We start from the raw sequence: 15,019 nt of genomic DNA on the forward strand, positions 1-15,019 counted from the left end.
AGGCCAGCGTAAATCCGTCACACAGACGGTTGCGGTCTAAGAAGTGGGAAGCCTCGCCCGACAGGGCGGGGAGCAGTCACCTATACAATATAGATAACACAGGCAATAGACTAAGAGTAACATATAAGTGCAAGATATAAGTTACTGAAATTTAATAATTTATATATTAAGTGACTGATATGGCTTTACTAATTACAAAGAAATGCATCAACTGTGATATGTGTGAACCAGAGTGTCCAAATGATGCTATTTCAATGGGGGATGAAATTTATGAAATTAATCCTGATCTTTGCACTGAATGTGTAGGACATTACGATAAACCGACTTGCCAATCTGTTTGTCCGATTACTAATACGATCATCACTGATCCTACTCATATTGAATCTCAAGATGAGCTCTGGGAAAAATTTGTGTTGATCCACCACGCAGATAAGATCTAAATCTTAATCGATGATTTTGTGGGTGATAAATCTAAGAGAGCTATTTTTCTAAAATAACTGTCGCGCAAGCATAACGCTGTTCATCAGCAAGTGTTACGTGAATAGAGTTTATCCCCGCTTTCTCTGCCATCTCTTTTGCAACTGCTAAGAAATGCAGTGTCGGTTTACCTAACTCATCATTACGCACTTCAAAATGATTAAAAGCCAACCCTAAACGGATGCCTGTTCCTAATGCTTTTGCCGCAGCCTCTTTTACTGCAAACCGCTTAGCTAAAAAGCGGATTGGCTGTTTATGGGTTTGATAGATATCCCATTCCATTTCAGTAAGGATACGACGAGCAAGGCGTTCACCAGAACGCCCTATAATATCTTCAATACGTGATATCTCGACGATATCCATACCTAAGCCGACAATAGCCATTAACGACGCGCTTCTCGCATTAAGCGTTTCATTTCTTCAACCGCGGGTGCTAATCCACTAAATACAGCTCTACCAATAATTGCATGGCCAATATTTAGTTCATAAAGTTCAGGTAATGCAGCAATACGTTGTACGTTATGATAATGCAAACCATGTCCTGCATTCACTTTTAAGCCTTTAGAGGCGGCATAAGTCACTGCATCACGTATACGCATAAACTCTTTTTCTTGAGCCATTTCATCTTCAGCATCAGCATAAGCGCCAGTGTGGATCTCAATAAAAGGCGCGCCAACGCGGTCGGCTGCATTAATTTGTTCATGGTCAGGATCAATAAACAGAGAAACTTTGATACCTGCTAAAGATAAGCGTTTAATAGCATCAGCAACTTTTGCTTCATTGCCAACAACATCTAAACCACCTTCTGTTGTCACTTCTTGGCGTTTTTCAGGCACTAAACAGCAAAAATCAGGCTGAGTTTGACAAGCTATTTCAATCATCTCTTCAGTGACTGCCATTTCCAGATTTAATCTTGTCTGCACTGTTTGGCTTATCAGCATTAAGTCACGATCAGTGATATGACGTCTATCTTCACGTAAATGAATAGTAATACCATCAGCACCAGCTTGCTCTGCAATAAAAGCCGCTTGAACAGGATCGGGATACGTTGTGCCTCGGGCATTACGAAGGGTGGCGATATGGTCAATATTAACACCAAGTAGAATATCAGACATGCTCTTCTCCTGAAAAATAACGTTGCATTACCTTAGTTTACACATTCCATTGAGAAGAAAAAGACAATATTACTATTCTGCCATCAATGCTCTTTTCTTTGGAGATTTTTTAATGGCAAATTGTCTAAAAAGCTCTCTACTTTTTAATGGTTTTCCGCCTAAATAAGGCTTCAAAGCCATTCGAGTAAACCTTTTTGCCGCTTTTAATGTTTCAACAGTAGGAAATTCTCGACTAGCCAAGGATTTTAATTCAAATCCAGTAAAACTATTATGATCAACCACTAAACTCGCAATAAAACCTTTTTCTTCCCGATAACGATAGGTCATTGAATCGGAAACAGGCTCTCCACTTCCGGCACAATGAAGAAAATCCAAGCCATAACCAAGTTGGGTTAATAACGCAAGTTCAAAGCGTCTTAGTGCGGCTTCTGGTGTGGTATCGCTAGCAGCAAGAATTTGCAAACAGGAGAGGTATTCAAAAAAAAGTACACTATAAGACGTACCATTTTCTAAAACGCGAGACAATAACTCATTAAGATACAAGCCACTGTATAGTACAGAGCCTGTCAGTGGTAATGCTAAAGAGATAGGTTCAGCATCACGAAGTGTTTTAATTTCTCCTCGCCCACTCCAACGAATGAGCAAAGGAGTAAAAGGTTGCAGTGCCCCTTTTAAGGGTGAACGACGGCCTCGCGCACCTTTTGACAATATGCGAACTCGCCCTTCATTTTCAGTGAAAAAATCGAGTAATAAACTTGTTTCACTGTAAGGTCGAGCATGGATAACGAATGCACGTTGCCAGCCATCCACTTTAGTTACCTACTTTAAATCGTCCACATAGCCAAGGCTACGTAAAGCACGTTCATCATCAGCCCAGCCTGCTTTGACTTTCACCCAAAGTTCTAAGTGAACTTTGTTTTCAAATAAGTCTTCCATATCCATACGGGCTTCAGTACCAATTTTCTTGATTTTCGCACCGTTATTACCAATAACCATTTTCTTCTGGCCTTCACGCTCAACCAGAATTAATCCGTGGATATCATAACCACCACGTTCATTGGTAACGAATTGTTCAATTTCAACAGTGACAGAATAAGGTAATTCTTCACCTAAAAAGCGCATCAATTTCTCACGAATAATTTCTGATGCCATAAAACGCTGAGAGCGATCAGTAATATAATCTTCGGGGAAATGATGTGTAGCTTCTGGTAAACAATTACGTACGATTTTCGCTATTGTATCGACATTCATGTCTTTTTCAGCACTGATTGGTACGACATCAAGAAAATCCATTTGTTGGCTTAAAAAACCAATGTGTGGAAGTAACTTGGTTTTATCAGTCACGTTATCCACTTTATTAATTGCTAATAAAACAGGGCAACGTAATGATTTTAATTTATTTAACACCATTTCATCATCAGGCGTCCAATTGGTACCTTCAACAACGAAAATAACTAATTCAACATCACCAATAGAACTACTTGCTGCGCGGTTCATCAGCCTGTTGATGGCTCGCTTTTCTTCAATATGCAAGCCTGGTGTATCCACATAAATCGCTTGGTAAGCACCATCTGTATCAATACCCATGATACGATGACGCGTAGTTTGCGGTTTACGTGATGTAATAGAAACTTTCTGCCCCAGTAATTGGTTCAGTAGTGTTGATTTTCCCACATTTGGGCGACCGACTATCGCAATAAATCCGCAATAGGTTTGTTCTTCGCTCATTCAAGCTCCAGTTGTATTAATGCCTGTTCAGCAGCGGCCTGTTCAGCTTTACGACGACTCGTTCCCATCCCTTTGACAGGTTGTTCGATACCGCTTATCTGACAATGGATCGTAAACTCTTGATCATGGGCTTCACCACGAACCTGTACCACATTATAAGAAGGTAATGGTAAGTGACGGCCTTGCAGATATTCTTGCAAACGAGTTTTAGGATCTTTTTGCTTATCGCCTGGGCTGATTTCAGCCAAACGATTTTCATACCAGTTTAAAATAATTTTTTCGATATTTTGAATATCACTATCAAGGAAAATTGCACCAATTAAAGCTTCCACCGTATCCGCTAAAATTGATTCACGACGAAAACCGCCGCTTTTTAATTCCCCAGGGCCTAAACGTAGACATTCGCCCAATTCAAATTCACGCGCTAATTCAGCGAGCGTATTTCCACGAACAAGCGTTGCTCTCATTCGACTCATATCACCTTCATCAACACGAGGAAAGCGATGATAAAGTGCGTTAGCAATCACATAGCTTAGAATTGAATCACCTAAAAATTCTAAACGTTCATTATGTTTACTGCTGGCACTACGATGCGTTAAAGCCTGTAGTAATAATTCATTTTGCGTAAAAGTATAGCCCAGTTTTTTTTGTAACTGGTTTACTAATAAAGTATTCATGTGCGATCAATTTCCATAACTTAATTTGAAGCACACGCAACAAATCTGTTTAAGACAACAAGAATTTATCGGGCTGGATAACAGAACTGTTGCGTTTGCACTGGCTCCTGTCAATAAAAAGGAGCCAATCATATTTAAAGAAGCGACATATTCTACACTTAGATAAGGAGGAATGCTGTCGCTATTTTGTTAATAATTACTTAATGCTACCGATACGGCTAAAACGAACGCCTGTTGGCCATTCATTCTCTACTTTTTCAAAGCTCATCCAGATTGTTGTCGCTTTACCAACTAAGTTTTTCTCTGGAACAAAGCCCCAGAAGCGACTATCTGAACTACCGTCTCGATTATCCCCCATCATAAAGTAATGACCTTCAGGAACAATCCACGTACCGACAGGCAATCCGGGTTGGATAAACTCGGGCATTGTCATATCACCGGGTATTGTCATAATACGATGAGAAACTTTATCAATAGTTTCTACCCTTTCCTCTTCACGTAATTGAGTTGCTGTTGAAATAGGCTCCTCAATTGGAATGGATTTCATACCATTAATACGCTGACCACCTGGCACATTTTGTAATAATAGCGTCCATTCACTTGGGTACGCAGTACCATAAGTTACTGATATTTCTTCATTACAAACGGCTTTATCACAATTTGGATAGATATGAAGTTTTTTCGACATCATATCATAAACAATTTTATCACCGGGTAATCCAATAACCCGTTTAATAAAGTCAGTAGAAGGATCTCGAGGATACTTAAATACTGCGATATCACCTCGTTTTGGCTTCCCTGTATTAATTAATGTGGTTTGCGTAATTGGATCTTTTAATCCATAAGCAAACTTTTCAACCAAGATAAAATCGCCAACCAACAAGGTTGGCATCATGGAGCGAGAAGGTATTTGAAACGGCTCATACACAAATGAACGCAGAACCAAAACAATAATCAAAACTGGGAATAAAGAGCCTAGTGTCTCTGCCCAGCTTGGTTTATTAATTGATTTTGCTAACTCTTGCTGATCCTCGGACCCTTGCGTCATCTCTTGAAGACGCTTTAGTTTTGCTTTTCGGGCTGGCTTAAGCTTAAAGCGTTCAATTCCCCAAAAAACTCCCGTTATTAGCGTTGCCAGCGTTAGGATCAAGGCAAACGTGTTAGCCATGTTTTCTCCTTAAATTATTTATCTTTACCAACATGAAGGATGGCTAAAAACGCTTCTTGTGGTAGCTCTACGTTACCAATTTGCTTCATACGTTTTTTACCATCTTTCTGTTTCTGTAACAGTTTCTTCTTACGGCTAACGTCACCACCATAACATTTGGCTAATACGTTTTTACGTAACTGTTTAACAGTTGAACGAGCAATAATATGGTTGCCAATTGCCGCTTGGATGGCGATATCAAACTGTTGGCGTGGAATAAATTCTTTCATCTTTTCCACCAGCTCACGCCCACGATAAGGTGCATTATCGTTATGTGTAATCAATGCTAAAGCATCAACGCGATCACCATTAATCAAGACATCTACACGTACCATGTTAGAGCCTTGGAAACGAATAAAGTTATAGTCTAAAGAAGCATAACCGCGTGATGTTGATTTTAAGCGGTCAAAGAAATCTAATACCACTTCAGCCATCGGAATTTCATAAGTCAATGAAACCTGATTACCATGATAGACCATATTGGTTTGAACACCGCGTTTTTCGATACATAAAGTAATGACGTTACCTAAATATTCTTGCGGTAATAACATATGACATTCAGCAATAGGCTCTCTGATTTCTTCAATATTATTTAGTGGAGGCAATTTAGATGGACTATCCACTGATATAATATCGCCGTTAGTCATTTCAACTTCATAAACTACGGTTGGTGCCGTTGTAATCAGATCAAGGTCATATTCACGTTCTAAACGTTCTTGAATAATCTCCATATGAAGAAGACCCAAGAAACCACAACGGAAACCGAAACCTAATGCAGATGAGCTTTCTGGCTCATAGAATAATGAAGCATCGTTTAAGCTTAATTTACCTAATGCATCGCGGAATGATTCATAGTCATCAGAGCTAATTGGGAATAACCCCGCATAAACCTGTGGCTTAACTTTCTTAAAACCTGGTAAAGGTTTATCTGCTGGTTTTTGTGCCGCAGTTAAGGTATCCCCGACCGGCGCACCTAAAATATCTTTAATACCGCAAACAACCCAGCCGACTTCACCACAATTTAATGATGTAGTATCAATTTGTTTTGGCGTAAAAATACCAATACGGTCAATGTTATAAACTTGTCCCGTACTCATTACCTTAATTTTATCGCCCTTGCTAACTTTACCGTTTTTAACACGGATCAGTGAAACAACCCCAAGGTAGTTATCAAACCAAGAGTCAATAATCAGTGCTTGTAATGGAGCATCTGCATCACCTTCAGGCGCAGGGATCTCTTTTACAAGACGTTCGATAACTTCTTTAACACCAATACCTGTTTTTGCAGAGCAACGCACTGCATCTGTGGCATCAATCCCCACAATGTCTTCAATCTCTTCAGCAACACGCTCTGGTTCTGCCGCTGGTAAATCTATTTTATTTAAAACTGGAACGACGGTGAGATCCATATCCATCGCTGTATAGCAGTTTGCTAATGTTTGTGCTTCAACCCCTTGCCCAGCATCTACGACCAATAAGGCACCTTCACACGCAGCGAGTGAACGAGATACTTCATAAGAGAAGTCAACGTGTCCTGGGGTATCGATAAAGTTAAGCTGATAAACTTCACCGTCATCAGCGGTGTAATTCAAGGTTACGCTTTGCGCTTTGATTGTAATACCACGTTCACGCTCAAGATCCATAGAATCAAGAACCTGCGCAGCCATTTCACGATCTGATAAGCCACCACAAATTTGAATAATTCGATCTGATAACGTCGATTTACCGTGGTCAATATGTGCGATAATGGAAAAGTTACGTATGTTTTTCATTCTGAAATTATTTTTCTCTATTGCTTTGCTCTATAAATCTGGCTTTGGAGTCATTCATGGACACAAAGCGAAAACTCTATATTGCAGGAGTTATTATTGATGACGCATTCTACACACTAGAGACATTATACTCAAAGAAACGTTCATCAAACACAAACATTTATGCTAAGACTTGCATTTATTTGTAATTTTTTGCGGGTAATTTCCAGATATAGAAACGCGTTAATTTAAGATAGATATTATTACAAAAGCAGCATGACAAAAATAATGGGGCAAATGCCCCATCTTTTTAATCAATTCATTATTCTTGAAATTGAACATTAAGTTCATTCGGTGGAAGCCCTATTTGCAATACAATAGGTTCAAAGCCTTCATCTTTACTCCACCAAGTCGCCACTTTTTTAGCCAATAAGAAACCAAGGGCACCGCCCATAAGTCCACTGCAAAAAATAGCAAATTCACTCGACAACCAAAGACTCGCAATGCCTGCAACAATAAATAAGCCAATAAGTGGCGTTAAATACACTAACATTGCGGAGAGAAGTAGATTATTTTCAGGAATCCCCACTTCCACTTTTTGCCCTTCGACTAAAGGTTGCGCAACGGGGAGTTCAAGTTGATGAACTGTCTCGGGCCCTATTTTATTTAATAAATAAGAGCCACATGCAGCCCGAGCTTGGCAACTACCACAGCCAGAAGACGATCCGTAGCGTAATAACGCTCGTCCTTCATGCCAATGTATCACTGTTGCCCACTCTTTAACCATAACTTATACCCTTTTACTTTTTCGTAAATACAACACTATTAACTATTGTTTGTGCCGTAGAAAATGGTAACTGACCAATAAAGGTAATTTCATTACCCTCTTTGTGATAGGTATAAATTGTATTACGACCATACCTCAACATTTTATCGCGTTCGGGCGAATTCACTTGTTGACCACTTTTATTAACATAAATAGAGAAGTCAAATAAACCGTCGCTAAATAAAATAGACTGACTAAACTCGGTTTCAGAAATCTGATGGTTACTGCGTTTTACCTCTTTAAAACCCTCAGGTAATTGACTAACCGACCAGTTATAAACTAGGGGTTTAGCTTTTGGTACAAGTAATAAAGGTGGCATATTGACGGTACGTAACGAATTAAGTTCAGTTTCGACTTCACTCCCTTCATTAACGGTGATCACTCGAAATTGTTCAATGATGTCATTATTCTTATCTAATAGATCGACTCTTAACGGCAGATATCTTTCTTCATCAATAAATAAGACATAATCATAACGGTCATTATTTTTTGATAGCACACGAACAACGCGGCTTGGAATATCACCAATATGCGTTCTACCTGCATCAATAAAATTATAATAAACTGATAATTGATTGAAATCTTGGTAAATAATAGAAGGGATATAATCAACGATATGATCATTTCTTAAGCTAAAAGCATCTAAGCCAGGCTCAAAATAACTAATTTCATCACCACGTTGAACGATTTCACGGCGAGTACTATCCATTTGCATTAATTGTGCAAGCGGTTTGCCATCAATAAGCGTGTGACGATAGCGAATAGGAACAATACCTTGAGAATTGATATTGATAAAAGATAATTCATAGGTAGAGCTTTGACTTGTCTGTCCCATCTTTTGCAACAAAGCCTTGACACTACCTATTTGAGGTTGTGCCAAGGCTTGTATCGGCATTGACAGGCTGCCCACCAGCAATAAGGCGGATAACCATAACTTTTTCATTACGACTGTTTCATTCCCACACGTTATTTATACATTCACATCTATTATTACTGTGTTACTACGGATTGAGTTTCACCTTGAGCACTAATTGGTGCTTCATTTTGTGGTGCATTATAGATACGACGATCTAACTCATACTGTTGCAACATTAATCCAAGGCGCTGATTACGCTCTTGTAAACGTGTTTGTTGGTCTTTACCTAAAGTATCGTTTTGAAGATTTAGGCTTACTGGTGAACCTGCCCCCATAATAGGTTGTGTATTAAATACAGGCGTATCTACTTGGAAATCTTCAGAACCACTTTTTCCATTATATTGTTGAACACCAACAATAACAGCTAATGAAACACAAGCCGCAACACCGATTTGAGTTAACTGACTTGCCCAAGGACGTAACGTTTGTAAGAAAGAGTGCTGACGCCATTGTGATGGCGCAGGTTGCTGCTCTTGTTGTTGTTCAGGACTTATGCGAACAGGTTCATTCTCTAAAGCGAGCGCAACGCGACTTGCGATATCGAAGTGGACTACTTCACCTACATCACCACGCATTGTGTCACGAATTAAATGGTAGCGTTGCCATGTCTCTTTCATGGAGTCATCACGAGCAATTGCACCCATTAATTCTTTATCAAGAACTTCGCCATCCATAAATGCAGAAAGTTTTTCTTTTTGCATGTAAAAGTACCCTTCAGTCAATGATGGTTCACCCACAATTAAAACTCTTGTATTAATGGTTGAACCTTATTATCAATAGCTTCTCGCGCCCTAAAAATACGTGAACGAACTGTTCCGACAGGGCAATCCATAATGACTGCTATCTCTTCATAGCTTAGTCCGTCAAGTTCCCGAAGTGTAATAGCAACCCTTAAATCTTCAGGTAATGACTCTATGGTGTGAAAAACCACTCTCCGTAACTCTTCAGACAACATTAAATTCTCAGGGTTCGAAATTTCTTTTAGTGCATTTGGTGATTCGAAATTTTCAACATCACTCGCATCTAAATCATTCGAAGGCGGACGTCGCCCCTGTGCGACCAAATAATTTTTTGCTGTATTCACAGCAATGCGATAAAGCCACGTATAAAAAGCACTATCTCCCCGGAAAGACCCAATAGCACGATAAGCTTTAATAAAGGCTTCTTGCGAAACATCTGGCACATCGCCCTGTGGTACATAACGGGAAATCAGGCTTGCTACCTTGTGTTGATAACGGATAACCAGCAAATTAAAGGCTTTCTGGTCACCATTTTGTACCTTTTCAACCAACATTTGGTCAGTTAACTGCTCGCTCATTAGAGATGGACTCTCCCGAAGTCAAGCTTCGCACTATTTTTAAATGACTCCGTCATATTTACTCTCGTTATTCCTTCTCGTTTTTATGAGCTACAAGACTTAGAGCGCAAAAATAGTATGAAGTTCAATTCAATCATTATTTTAAGAGATGAATCACAAAAAATCATCATGGTGATCACCCAACCAAAATGCAATTTGCCAATAAAAAAACGATAACACAATGATATTATTTAAATATATACGATTACTTACAACAATATATATTATCTTAAACAAGATATTATTAAATATAGATTTAATAATATAAATAAAAATCAGTCACCCATGATCGGAACTGTTCAGTGTAATACCCTTCATTATGACGAATAATAAGCTCATCTATACTACATTCAATGTTTACCTTACTTTGCCTTTGAAAGGCTAATAAAATCCGATGATAAGGTTTATCCGCACTGTCTTTAATATTAACGCGCTTAACAAGTATCCACTCTTTTTTTTCTGCAAGTTCAATAAATTGTTCACCAATTAAATAAGGCAACACAACACAGAATAAGCCACTTTCAGTAATAAGAGATTGTGCACTTTCCAACAATCCCTCATGCGTTAAGGTTTTGGTATAACGCGCTTGCTCGCGCATATCATTTCGACATGCAATAGATGGTTCAAAATAAGGGGGATTACTGACAATTAAATCGTATTGAGTTTGCGTATTCTCTGCATAGTTATAGATATCACTATGATGAATATGAATAATTGAATGCCATGGTGACTCTTGGGCATTTTCCGTAGCTTGTAATGCCGCTTTCTCATCAAGTTCAATGCCATCAATACACTCTAATTTATTCGCTCTTTGGGCAAGCATTAATGCAATTAATCCACTCCCTGTACCAATATCAAGCGCTTTTTTTACATTATCGATAGGTGCCCAAGCCCCTAATAAAACCCCATCAGTACCCACTTTCATTTCACACTTATCATGAGCAACAAAAAATTGTTTAAATGTAAAACCACCTTTACGTAATCCTGATTTTTTCACTTTCTTTTGATTCATCTATTGGCTCTATTGATTTGTACAGCAATCTCTTTTTTATTGCTTATCAATCATGTCACGAAAAAAGAGATATATGGTAAGATAACGCTTCTACACCCCCTATCTTAACATTAAACTATTTGTATACGATGCACGCTTATTTAGATTAAGTCTAAAAACAACAAATACCTTCGTCTATCGGTAATATATAATGTGATAGCGGTAAATCCTCTGGCTTTTAGCGGGGGATAATGTCAAAATCCGCGCCCTAAACAGAGGTATATAATGACAGCCACGACATTTTCCAGTCTTGAACTTGATGAAAGTTTATTGACCGCATTAGAAGAAAAAGGATATCAACGTCCTACTGCTATTCAAGCAGATGCAATTCCTGCCGCAATGGATGGACGCGATATTTTAGGCTCTGCGCCAACAGGCACAGGGAAAACGGCGGCCTTTTTGCTTCCAGCAATTCAACACTTGCTTGATTATCCACGTAAAAAATCAGGCCCGCCACGTATTCTTATCCTGACGCCAACACGAGAACTTGCTATGCAAGTTGCTGAGCAGGCAAAAGAATTATGTGCGCACACACATTTAGATATCGCCACAATCACAGGCGGTGTCGCTTATATGAATCATGCTGAAGTCTTCAGTGAGAACCAAGATATCGTTGTTGCAACAACAGGTCGTTTATTACAGTACATCAAAGAAGAAAACTTTGACTGCCGTGCAGTGGAAATGCTGATTTTAGATGAAGCAGACCGTATGTTAGATATGGGTTTTGCTAATGATATCGAAACTATTGCAGGCGAAACTCGCTGGCGCAAACAGACATTACTGTTCTCTGCAACATTAGAAGGTAATGCGGTTATTGATTTTGCACAGCGTATCCTCAACGAACCCGTTGAGCTTAATGCGGATCCATCTCGCCGTGAGCGTAAAAAAATTCAACAGTTCTATTATCATGCTGATAATCTCGAACATAAAACAGCATTACTTGCTGCATTACTGAAGCAAGATGATGTTAAAAAGTCGATTGTATTTGTTCGTAAAAGAGAACGGGTAAGAGAACTTGTCACTGCATTAGAAAAACAAGGTATTAAGTGTAGTTACCTTGAAGGTGAAATGGCACAAACACAACGTAACGATGCGATCAAACGTTTAGAATCAGGCAAAATGAATGTGCTTGTTGCTACAGACGTTGCTTCTCGAGGTCTTGATCTCGATGACATCACACACGTTTTCAACTTTGACTTACCTCGTACTGCAGATGTTTACTTACATCGTATTGGTCGGACAGGACGCGCGGGCCGCAAAGGTATCGCAATCTCATTAGTTGAAGCTCACGATCACCCATTATTAGGAAAGATTGGCCGTTACGTTCAAGAGCCAATTAAATATCGTGTTGTTGCTGAACTACGTCCAGAAACCAAAGCTCCAAGCATGAAATCAACATTCAAACCTTCTAAAAAAGTGCTTGCTAAACGCAAAGCGAAAAAAGAAGAAGAGAAAAAAGCAGTTAAAGAAAAAGTGCGGACACGTGATCGTAAAAATATTGGTAAACGTCGCAAAGCAGTTGCTGAGCATACAGAAAAAAATGTGGCGCCTACTACACCAACAAAAAAAAGAAATACTGATAACGAATAATCTGTATTCTTTATAATGTTATAAAAAAACCGTAGCTATATAAGATAGTTACGGTTTTCTGTTATTTTATCTTAGTTTATATAGAAAAAAGCCCGATATTTTCATATCGAGCTTTTTATTAATTTATTACTTTAGTGAAAATTACAGGCTTTCAGTGAAAGTACGAGTAATAACATCACGTTGTTGTTCTGGAGTCAGTGAGTTAAAACGCACTGCATAACCAGAAACACGAATAGTTAACTGAGGATATTTCTCAGGATTGTTAACAGCATCTTCCAGTGTTTCGCGGCTTAATACGTTAACGTTAAGGTGTTGACCACCTTCTACACGAACAACCGGTTTAGATTCTACAGGCACTTCACGGTATTCGATATTACCTAACTCTTTACGGTTAACCACTTGACCTTCTTCAAAGCCTTTTTTAGCACAGATGCAACGAGCTTCCCCGTTTTCATCATCTAATAACCAGAAAGAGTGTAATAAATCGTCGTTATCAGCTTTAGTAATTTGGATACCAGTAATCATTTCGACCTCCAATTTGGGCGCAAAATCAAATTCCAATCTCATATCAGAACTTGGGTATTTGGTCTAACCAATGTTTCTATCTACTTATATACCAGTATAAATGGCGTCATTCTTTGATAAATATCAATAAAATTCATAAGCGTTTTACCCATCAGGGTGCAAAGTGTTGTTTTAAATCAATTATTATCGAATACCAACTTGCAATTTTTTTTGTAAATTTTCAAATAAAAGTTGAGAAATCAATTAATTTTTTATTTTTAGTCCGTAATATTTTCATTCCCCTGATGAAATCGGTAAGCTTAGACACGATAAGATATCAACAAGGATTTTAGGTTATGACTGCACCATTAACTTGGCATGATGTGATAGGCGCTGAAAAAGAAAAGCCTTACTTCCATCAAATTATGTCTCAAGTCGCACAACAAAGAGCCACAGGTAAAATTATTTATCCTCCTCAAGAAGATATTTTTAATGCTTTTCGTTTTACGCCTTTTGATAATGTGAATGTCGTTATTTTAGGACAAGATCCTTATCACGGACCTAATCAAGCTCATGGTCTCTCTTTTTCAGTCCGGCCAGGCGTACCAGCACCACCTTCATTAGTCAATATGTATAAAGAACTAGAAAAAGAATATCCTGATTTTAAACGCCCTAACCACGGCTATTTAGAAAGTTGGGCAAAACAAGGTGTTCTATTACTTAATACCGTATTAACAGTAGAGAAAGGCCAAGCACATTCTCACGCTAACTATGGTTGGGAAATCTTTACTGACGCAGTAATAGAACAGATCAATCAGCGTAGAGATGGGGTTATTTTCTTACTTTGGGGCGCTCATGCTCAGAAAAAAGGACGTTTTATTGATACAAATAGACATGTTATTTTAAAAGCACCTCATCCTTCACCACTTTCTGCTCATAGAGGCTTTTTAGGTTGTGGTCATTTCAAACAAGCCAATAATATTTTACAGCAACAAGGCCGCACACCAATCAATTGGCATCTTGATCCTATTGAATAAAATCACCCTATAAAACATAAAACCGCACAATAACATGAATATTAAATAATCTGCGTATTGTGCGGTTTACTTTATCTACATGTAATAACTCATGTGATAACGAATATTTTATCGATATTATTTAGAAACAATAACCATAGCTGGGCGCAATAAGCGACCATTTAAGGTGTATCCTTTTTGCATAACATCGACCACATGGTTAGATTCATGCTCTGGGCTATCAATTAAAGTCATCGCTTGGTGAACGTCAGGGTTAAATACTACATTTTTTTCTTCAACCACTTCGATACCAAATTTACGAACAGCATCTAAAAATGATTTCAGTGTTAATTCTAAACCTTCAATCATTGGCTTTAATGATTCATTTTCATGATCAGCCGCAGATAAAGCACGCTCTAAATTATCAAGTACAGGCAATAACTCATTAGAAAATTTTTCAAGTGCAAATTTATGTGCTTTCTCAATATCTTGTTGAGTACGGCGACGCACATTTTCAACTTCGGCCAAAGCACGAGCCATAGCTTCACGCTCTGTTTTTTGTGATTGTTCCAGTTGTTTTTCAAGAGAATCAATACGCGCTAGTGCTTCCACTAACTCAGCTTGAGCATTAAAGTCCGCTTGTGCTTCTTCAGTTGTTACTTGCTCTTGAGACTCATCCATTACAGATCCCATTCCTTCTTTTTCTTTTGAGACTTGCTCTTCATGTACATTTTGTTCTTTACTACTCATGAACATCTCCGCGTAGTTTTAGTATTCATCTTCATATTTAGTTTATTATGGGGA

17 protein-coding genes are annotated in these 15,019 nt (G+C 38.5%); 3 read left to right on the plus strand and 14 right to left on the minus strand.

What is annotated here, in order from left to right; all coding sequences use genetic code 11:
- Positions 1–179: 179 nt before the first annotated feature.
- Positions 180–440 carry a YfhL family 4Fe-4S dicluster ferredoxin gene (locus DK858_RS07125; protein WP_109396810.1) on the plus strand — a complete coding sequence of 87 codons (261 nt, stop codon included), beginning with the start codon at positions 180–182 and terminating at the stop codon, positions 438–440.
- Between the two features lie 40 nt (positions 441–480).
- Here DK858_RS07125 and acpS read toward each other — a convergent pair whose 3' ends face one another.
- The 12 genes from acpS to trmN all read right to left on the minus strand — a co-directional run bounded on the left by acpS (position 481) and on the right by trmN (position 11,066).
- Entirely contained in the window at positions 481–861 is a 381-nt protein-coding gene (acpS, locus tag DK858_RS07130; protein WP_109396811.1) for a holo-ACP synthase, read from the minus strand.
- A complete protein-coding gene (gene pdxJ / locus DK858_RS07135; RefSeq protein ID WP_006533563.1) occupies positions 861–1,592 on the minus strand; it encodes a pyridoxine 5'-phosphate synthase in 732 nt (243 codons plus the stop codon). Before pdxJ ends, acpS begins: the two co-directional genes overlap by 1 nt.
- A 72-nt stretch (positions 1,593–1,664) precedes the next feature.
- Positions 1,665–2,402, minus strand: a complete 738-nt coding sequence (gene recO / locus DK858_RS07140) for a DNA repair protein RecO (protein ID WP_109396812.1) — start codon at positions 2,400–2,402, stop codon at positions 1,665–1,667.
- A 9-nt stretch (positions 2,403–2,411) separates the two neighbouring features.
- Positions 2,412–3,320 carry a GTPase Era gene (era, locus tag DK858_RS07145; RefSeq protein ID WP_109396813.1) on the minus strand — a complete coding sequence of 303 codons (909 nt, stop codon included), beginning with the start codon at positions 3,318–3,320 and terminating at the stop codon, positions 2,412–2,414.
- Positions 3,317–3,997 carry a ribonuclease III gene (rnc, locus tag DK858_RS07150; protein WP_072063260.1) on the minus strand — a complete coding sequence of 227 codons (681 nt, stop codon included), beginning with the start codon at positions 3,995–3,997 and terminating at the stop codon, positions 3,317–3,319. Before rnc ends, era begins: the two co-directional genes overlap by 4 nt.
- 196 nt (positions 3,998–4,193) lie before the next feature.
- Positions 4,194–5,165, minus strand: a complete 972-nt coding sequence (gene lepB / locus DK858_RS07155; RefSeq protein WP_109396814.1) for a signal peptidase I — start codon at positions 5,163–5,165, stop codon at positions 4,194–4,196.
- Positions 5,166–5,179: 14 nt separating this feature from the next.
- Positions 5,180–6,976: a translation elongation factor 4 gene (lepA, locus tag DK858_RS07160; RefSeq protein WP_109396815.1), complete on the minus strand. Its 1,797-nt coding sequence runs from the start codon at positions 6,974–6,976 to the stop codon at positions 5,180–5,182.
- A gap of 301 nt (positions 6,977–7,277) precedes the next feature.
- Positions 7,278–7,742 carry a SoxR-reducing system protein RseC gene (gene rseC / locus DK858_RS07165; RefSeq protein WP_109396816.1) on the minus strand — a complete coding sequence of 155 codons (465 nt, stop codon included), beginning with the start codon at positions 7,740–7,742 and terminating at the stop codon, positions 7,278–7,280.
- Positions 7,743–7,755: 13 nt separating this feature from the next.
- Positions 7,756–8,724: a sigma-E factor regulatory protein RseB gene (rseB, locus tag DK858_RS07170; RefSeq protein WP_109396817.1), complete on the minus strand. Its 969-nt coding sequence runs from the start codon at positions 8,722–8,724 to the stop codon at positions 7,756–7,758.
- Positions 8,725–8,771: 47 nt separating this feature from the next.
- Positions 8,772–9,398, minus strand: coding sequence for an anti-sigma-E factor RseA (rseA, locus tag DK858_RS07175; RefSeq protein ID WP_267128367.1), 627 nt, complete (start codon positions 9,396–9,398; stop codon positions 8,772–8,774).
- Positions 9,399–9,436: 38 nt separating this feature from the next.
- Entirely contained in the window at positions 9,437–10,015 is a 579-nt protein-coding gene (rpoE, locus tag DK858_RS07180) for an RNA polymerase sigma factor RpoE (RefSeq protein WP_006533574.1), read from the minus strand.
- Between the two features lie 295 nt (positions 10,016–10,310).
- Positions 10,311–11,066, minus strand: a complete 756-nt coding sequence (gene trmN / locus DK858_RS07185) for a tRNA(1)(Val) (adenine(37)-N(6))-methyltransferase TrmN (protein ID WP_109396819.1) — start codon at positions 11,064–11,066, stop codon at positions 10,311–10,313.
- A gap of 264 nt (positions 11,067–11,330) precedes the next feature.
- Here trmN and srmB point away from each other — a divergent pair, with 264 nt between their 5' ends.
- Positions 11,331–12,695, plus strand: a complete 1,365-nt coding sequence (gene srmB, locus DK858_RS07190) for an ATP-dependent RNA helicase SrmB (RefSeq protein WP_228407224.1) — start codon at positions 11,331–11,333, stop codon at positions 12,693–12,695.
- Positions 12,696–12,836: 141 nt separating this feature from the next.
- Here the strand turns inward: srmB and grcA are convergent, their stop codons facing one another.
- The gene (grcA, locus tag DK858_RS07195) at positions 12,837–13,220 is read right to left on the minus strand and encodes an autonomous glycyl radical cofactor GrcA (RefSeq protein WP_109396820.1); all 384 of its coding nucleotides are present in this window, start codon (positions 13,218–13,220) and stop codon (positions 12,837–12,839) included.
- A 335-nt stretch (positions 13,221–13,555) separates the two neighbouring features.
- Between grcA and ung the strand changes: the two genes are divergently transcribed.
- Positions 13,556–14,236, plus strand: coding sequence for a uracil-DNA glycosylase (gene ung, locus DK858_RS07205; protein ID WP_109396821.1), 681 nt, complete (start codon positions 13,556–13,558; stop codon positions 14,234–14,236).
- Positions 14,237–14,353: 117 nt separating this feature from the next.
- On the opposite strand, the gene grpE is transcribed toward ung, so the two are convergent.
- Positions 14,354–14,965 (minus strand): nucleotide exchange factor GrpE, encoded by a 612-nt coding sequence (grpE, locus tag DK858_RS07210; protein ID WP_109396822.1) that lies wholly within the window; start codon positions 14,963–14,965, stop codon positions 14,354–14,356.
- Positions 14,966–15,019: the final 54 nt, after the last annotated feature.

Source organism: Proteus faecis (assembly GCF_003144395.1).
GTDB classification, from domain to species: domain Bacteria; phylum Pseudomonadota; class Gammaproteobacteria; order Enterobacterales; family Enterobacteriaceae; genus Proteus; species Proteus faecis.

Coding starts and splice junctions, on each gene's coding strand:
- grcA (WP_109396820.1), bottom strand. CDS start 13,220: ATGATTACTGGTATCCAAATTACTAAAGCTGATAACGACGATTTATTA.
- pdxJ (WP_006533563.1), bottom strand. CDS start 1,592: ATGTCTGATATTCTACTTGGTGTTAATATTGACCATATCGCCACCCTT.
- lepA (WP_109396815.1), bottom strand. CDS start 6,976: ATGAAAAACATACGTAACTTTTCCATTATCGCACATATTGACCACGGT.
- DK858_RS07125 (WP_109396810.1), top strand. CDS start 180: ATGGCTTTACTAATTACAAAGAAATGCATCAACTGTGATATGTGTGAA.
- ung (WP_109396821.1), top strand. CDS start 13,556: ATGACTGCACCATTAACTTGGCATGATGTGATAGGCGCTGAAAAAGAA.
- srmB (WP_228407224.1), top strand. CDS start 11,331: ATGACAGCCACGACATTTTCCAGTCTTGAACTTGATGAAAGTTTATTG.
- lepB (WP_109396814.1), bottom strand. CDS start 5,165: ATGGCTAACACGTTTGCCTTGATCCTAACGCTGGCAACGCTAATAACG.
- rseA (WP_267128367.1), bottom strand. CDS start 9,398: ATGCAAAAAGAAAAACTTTCTGCATTTATGGATGGCGAAGTTCTTGAT.
- rpoE (WP_006533574.1), bottom strand. CDS start 10,015: ATGAGCGAGCAGTTAACTGACCAAATGTTGGTTGAAAAGGTACAAAAT.
- rnc (WP_072063260.1), bottom strand. CDS start 3,997: ATGAATACTTTATTAGTAAACCAGTTACAAAAAAAACTGGGCTATACT.
- rseC (WP_109396816.1), bottom strand. CDS start 7,742: ATGGTTAAAGAGTGGGCAACAGTGATACATTGGCATGAAGGACGAGCG.
- acpS (WP_109396811.1), bottom strand. CDS start 861: ATGGCTATTGTCGGCTTAGGTATGGATATCGTCGAGATATCACGTATT.
- rseB (WP_109396817.1), bottom strand. CDS start 8,724: ATGAAAAAGTTATGGTTATCCGCCTTATTGCTGGTGGGCAGCCTGTCA.
- trmN (WP_109396819.1), bottom strand. CDS start 11,066: ATGAATCAAAAGAAAGTGAAAAAATCAGGATTACGTAAAGGTGGTTTT.
- grpE (WP_109396822.1), bottom strand. CDS start 14,965: ATGAGTAGTAAAGAACAAAATGTACATGAAGAGCAAGTCTCAAAAGAA.
- era (WP_109396813.1), bottom strand. CDS start 3,320: ATGAGCGAAGAACAAACCTATTGCGGATTTATTGCGATAGTCGGTCGC.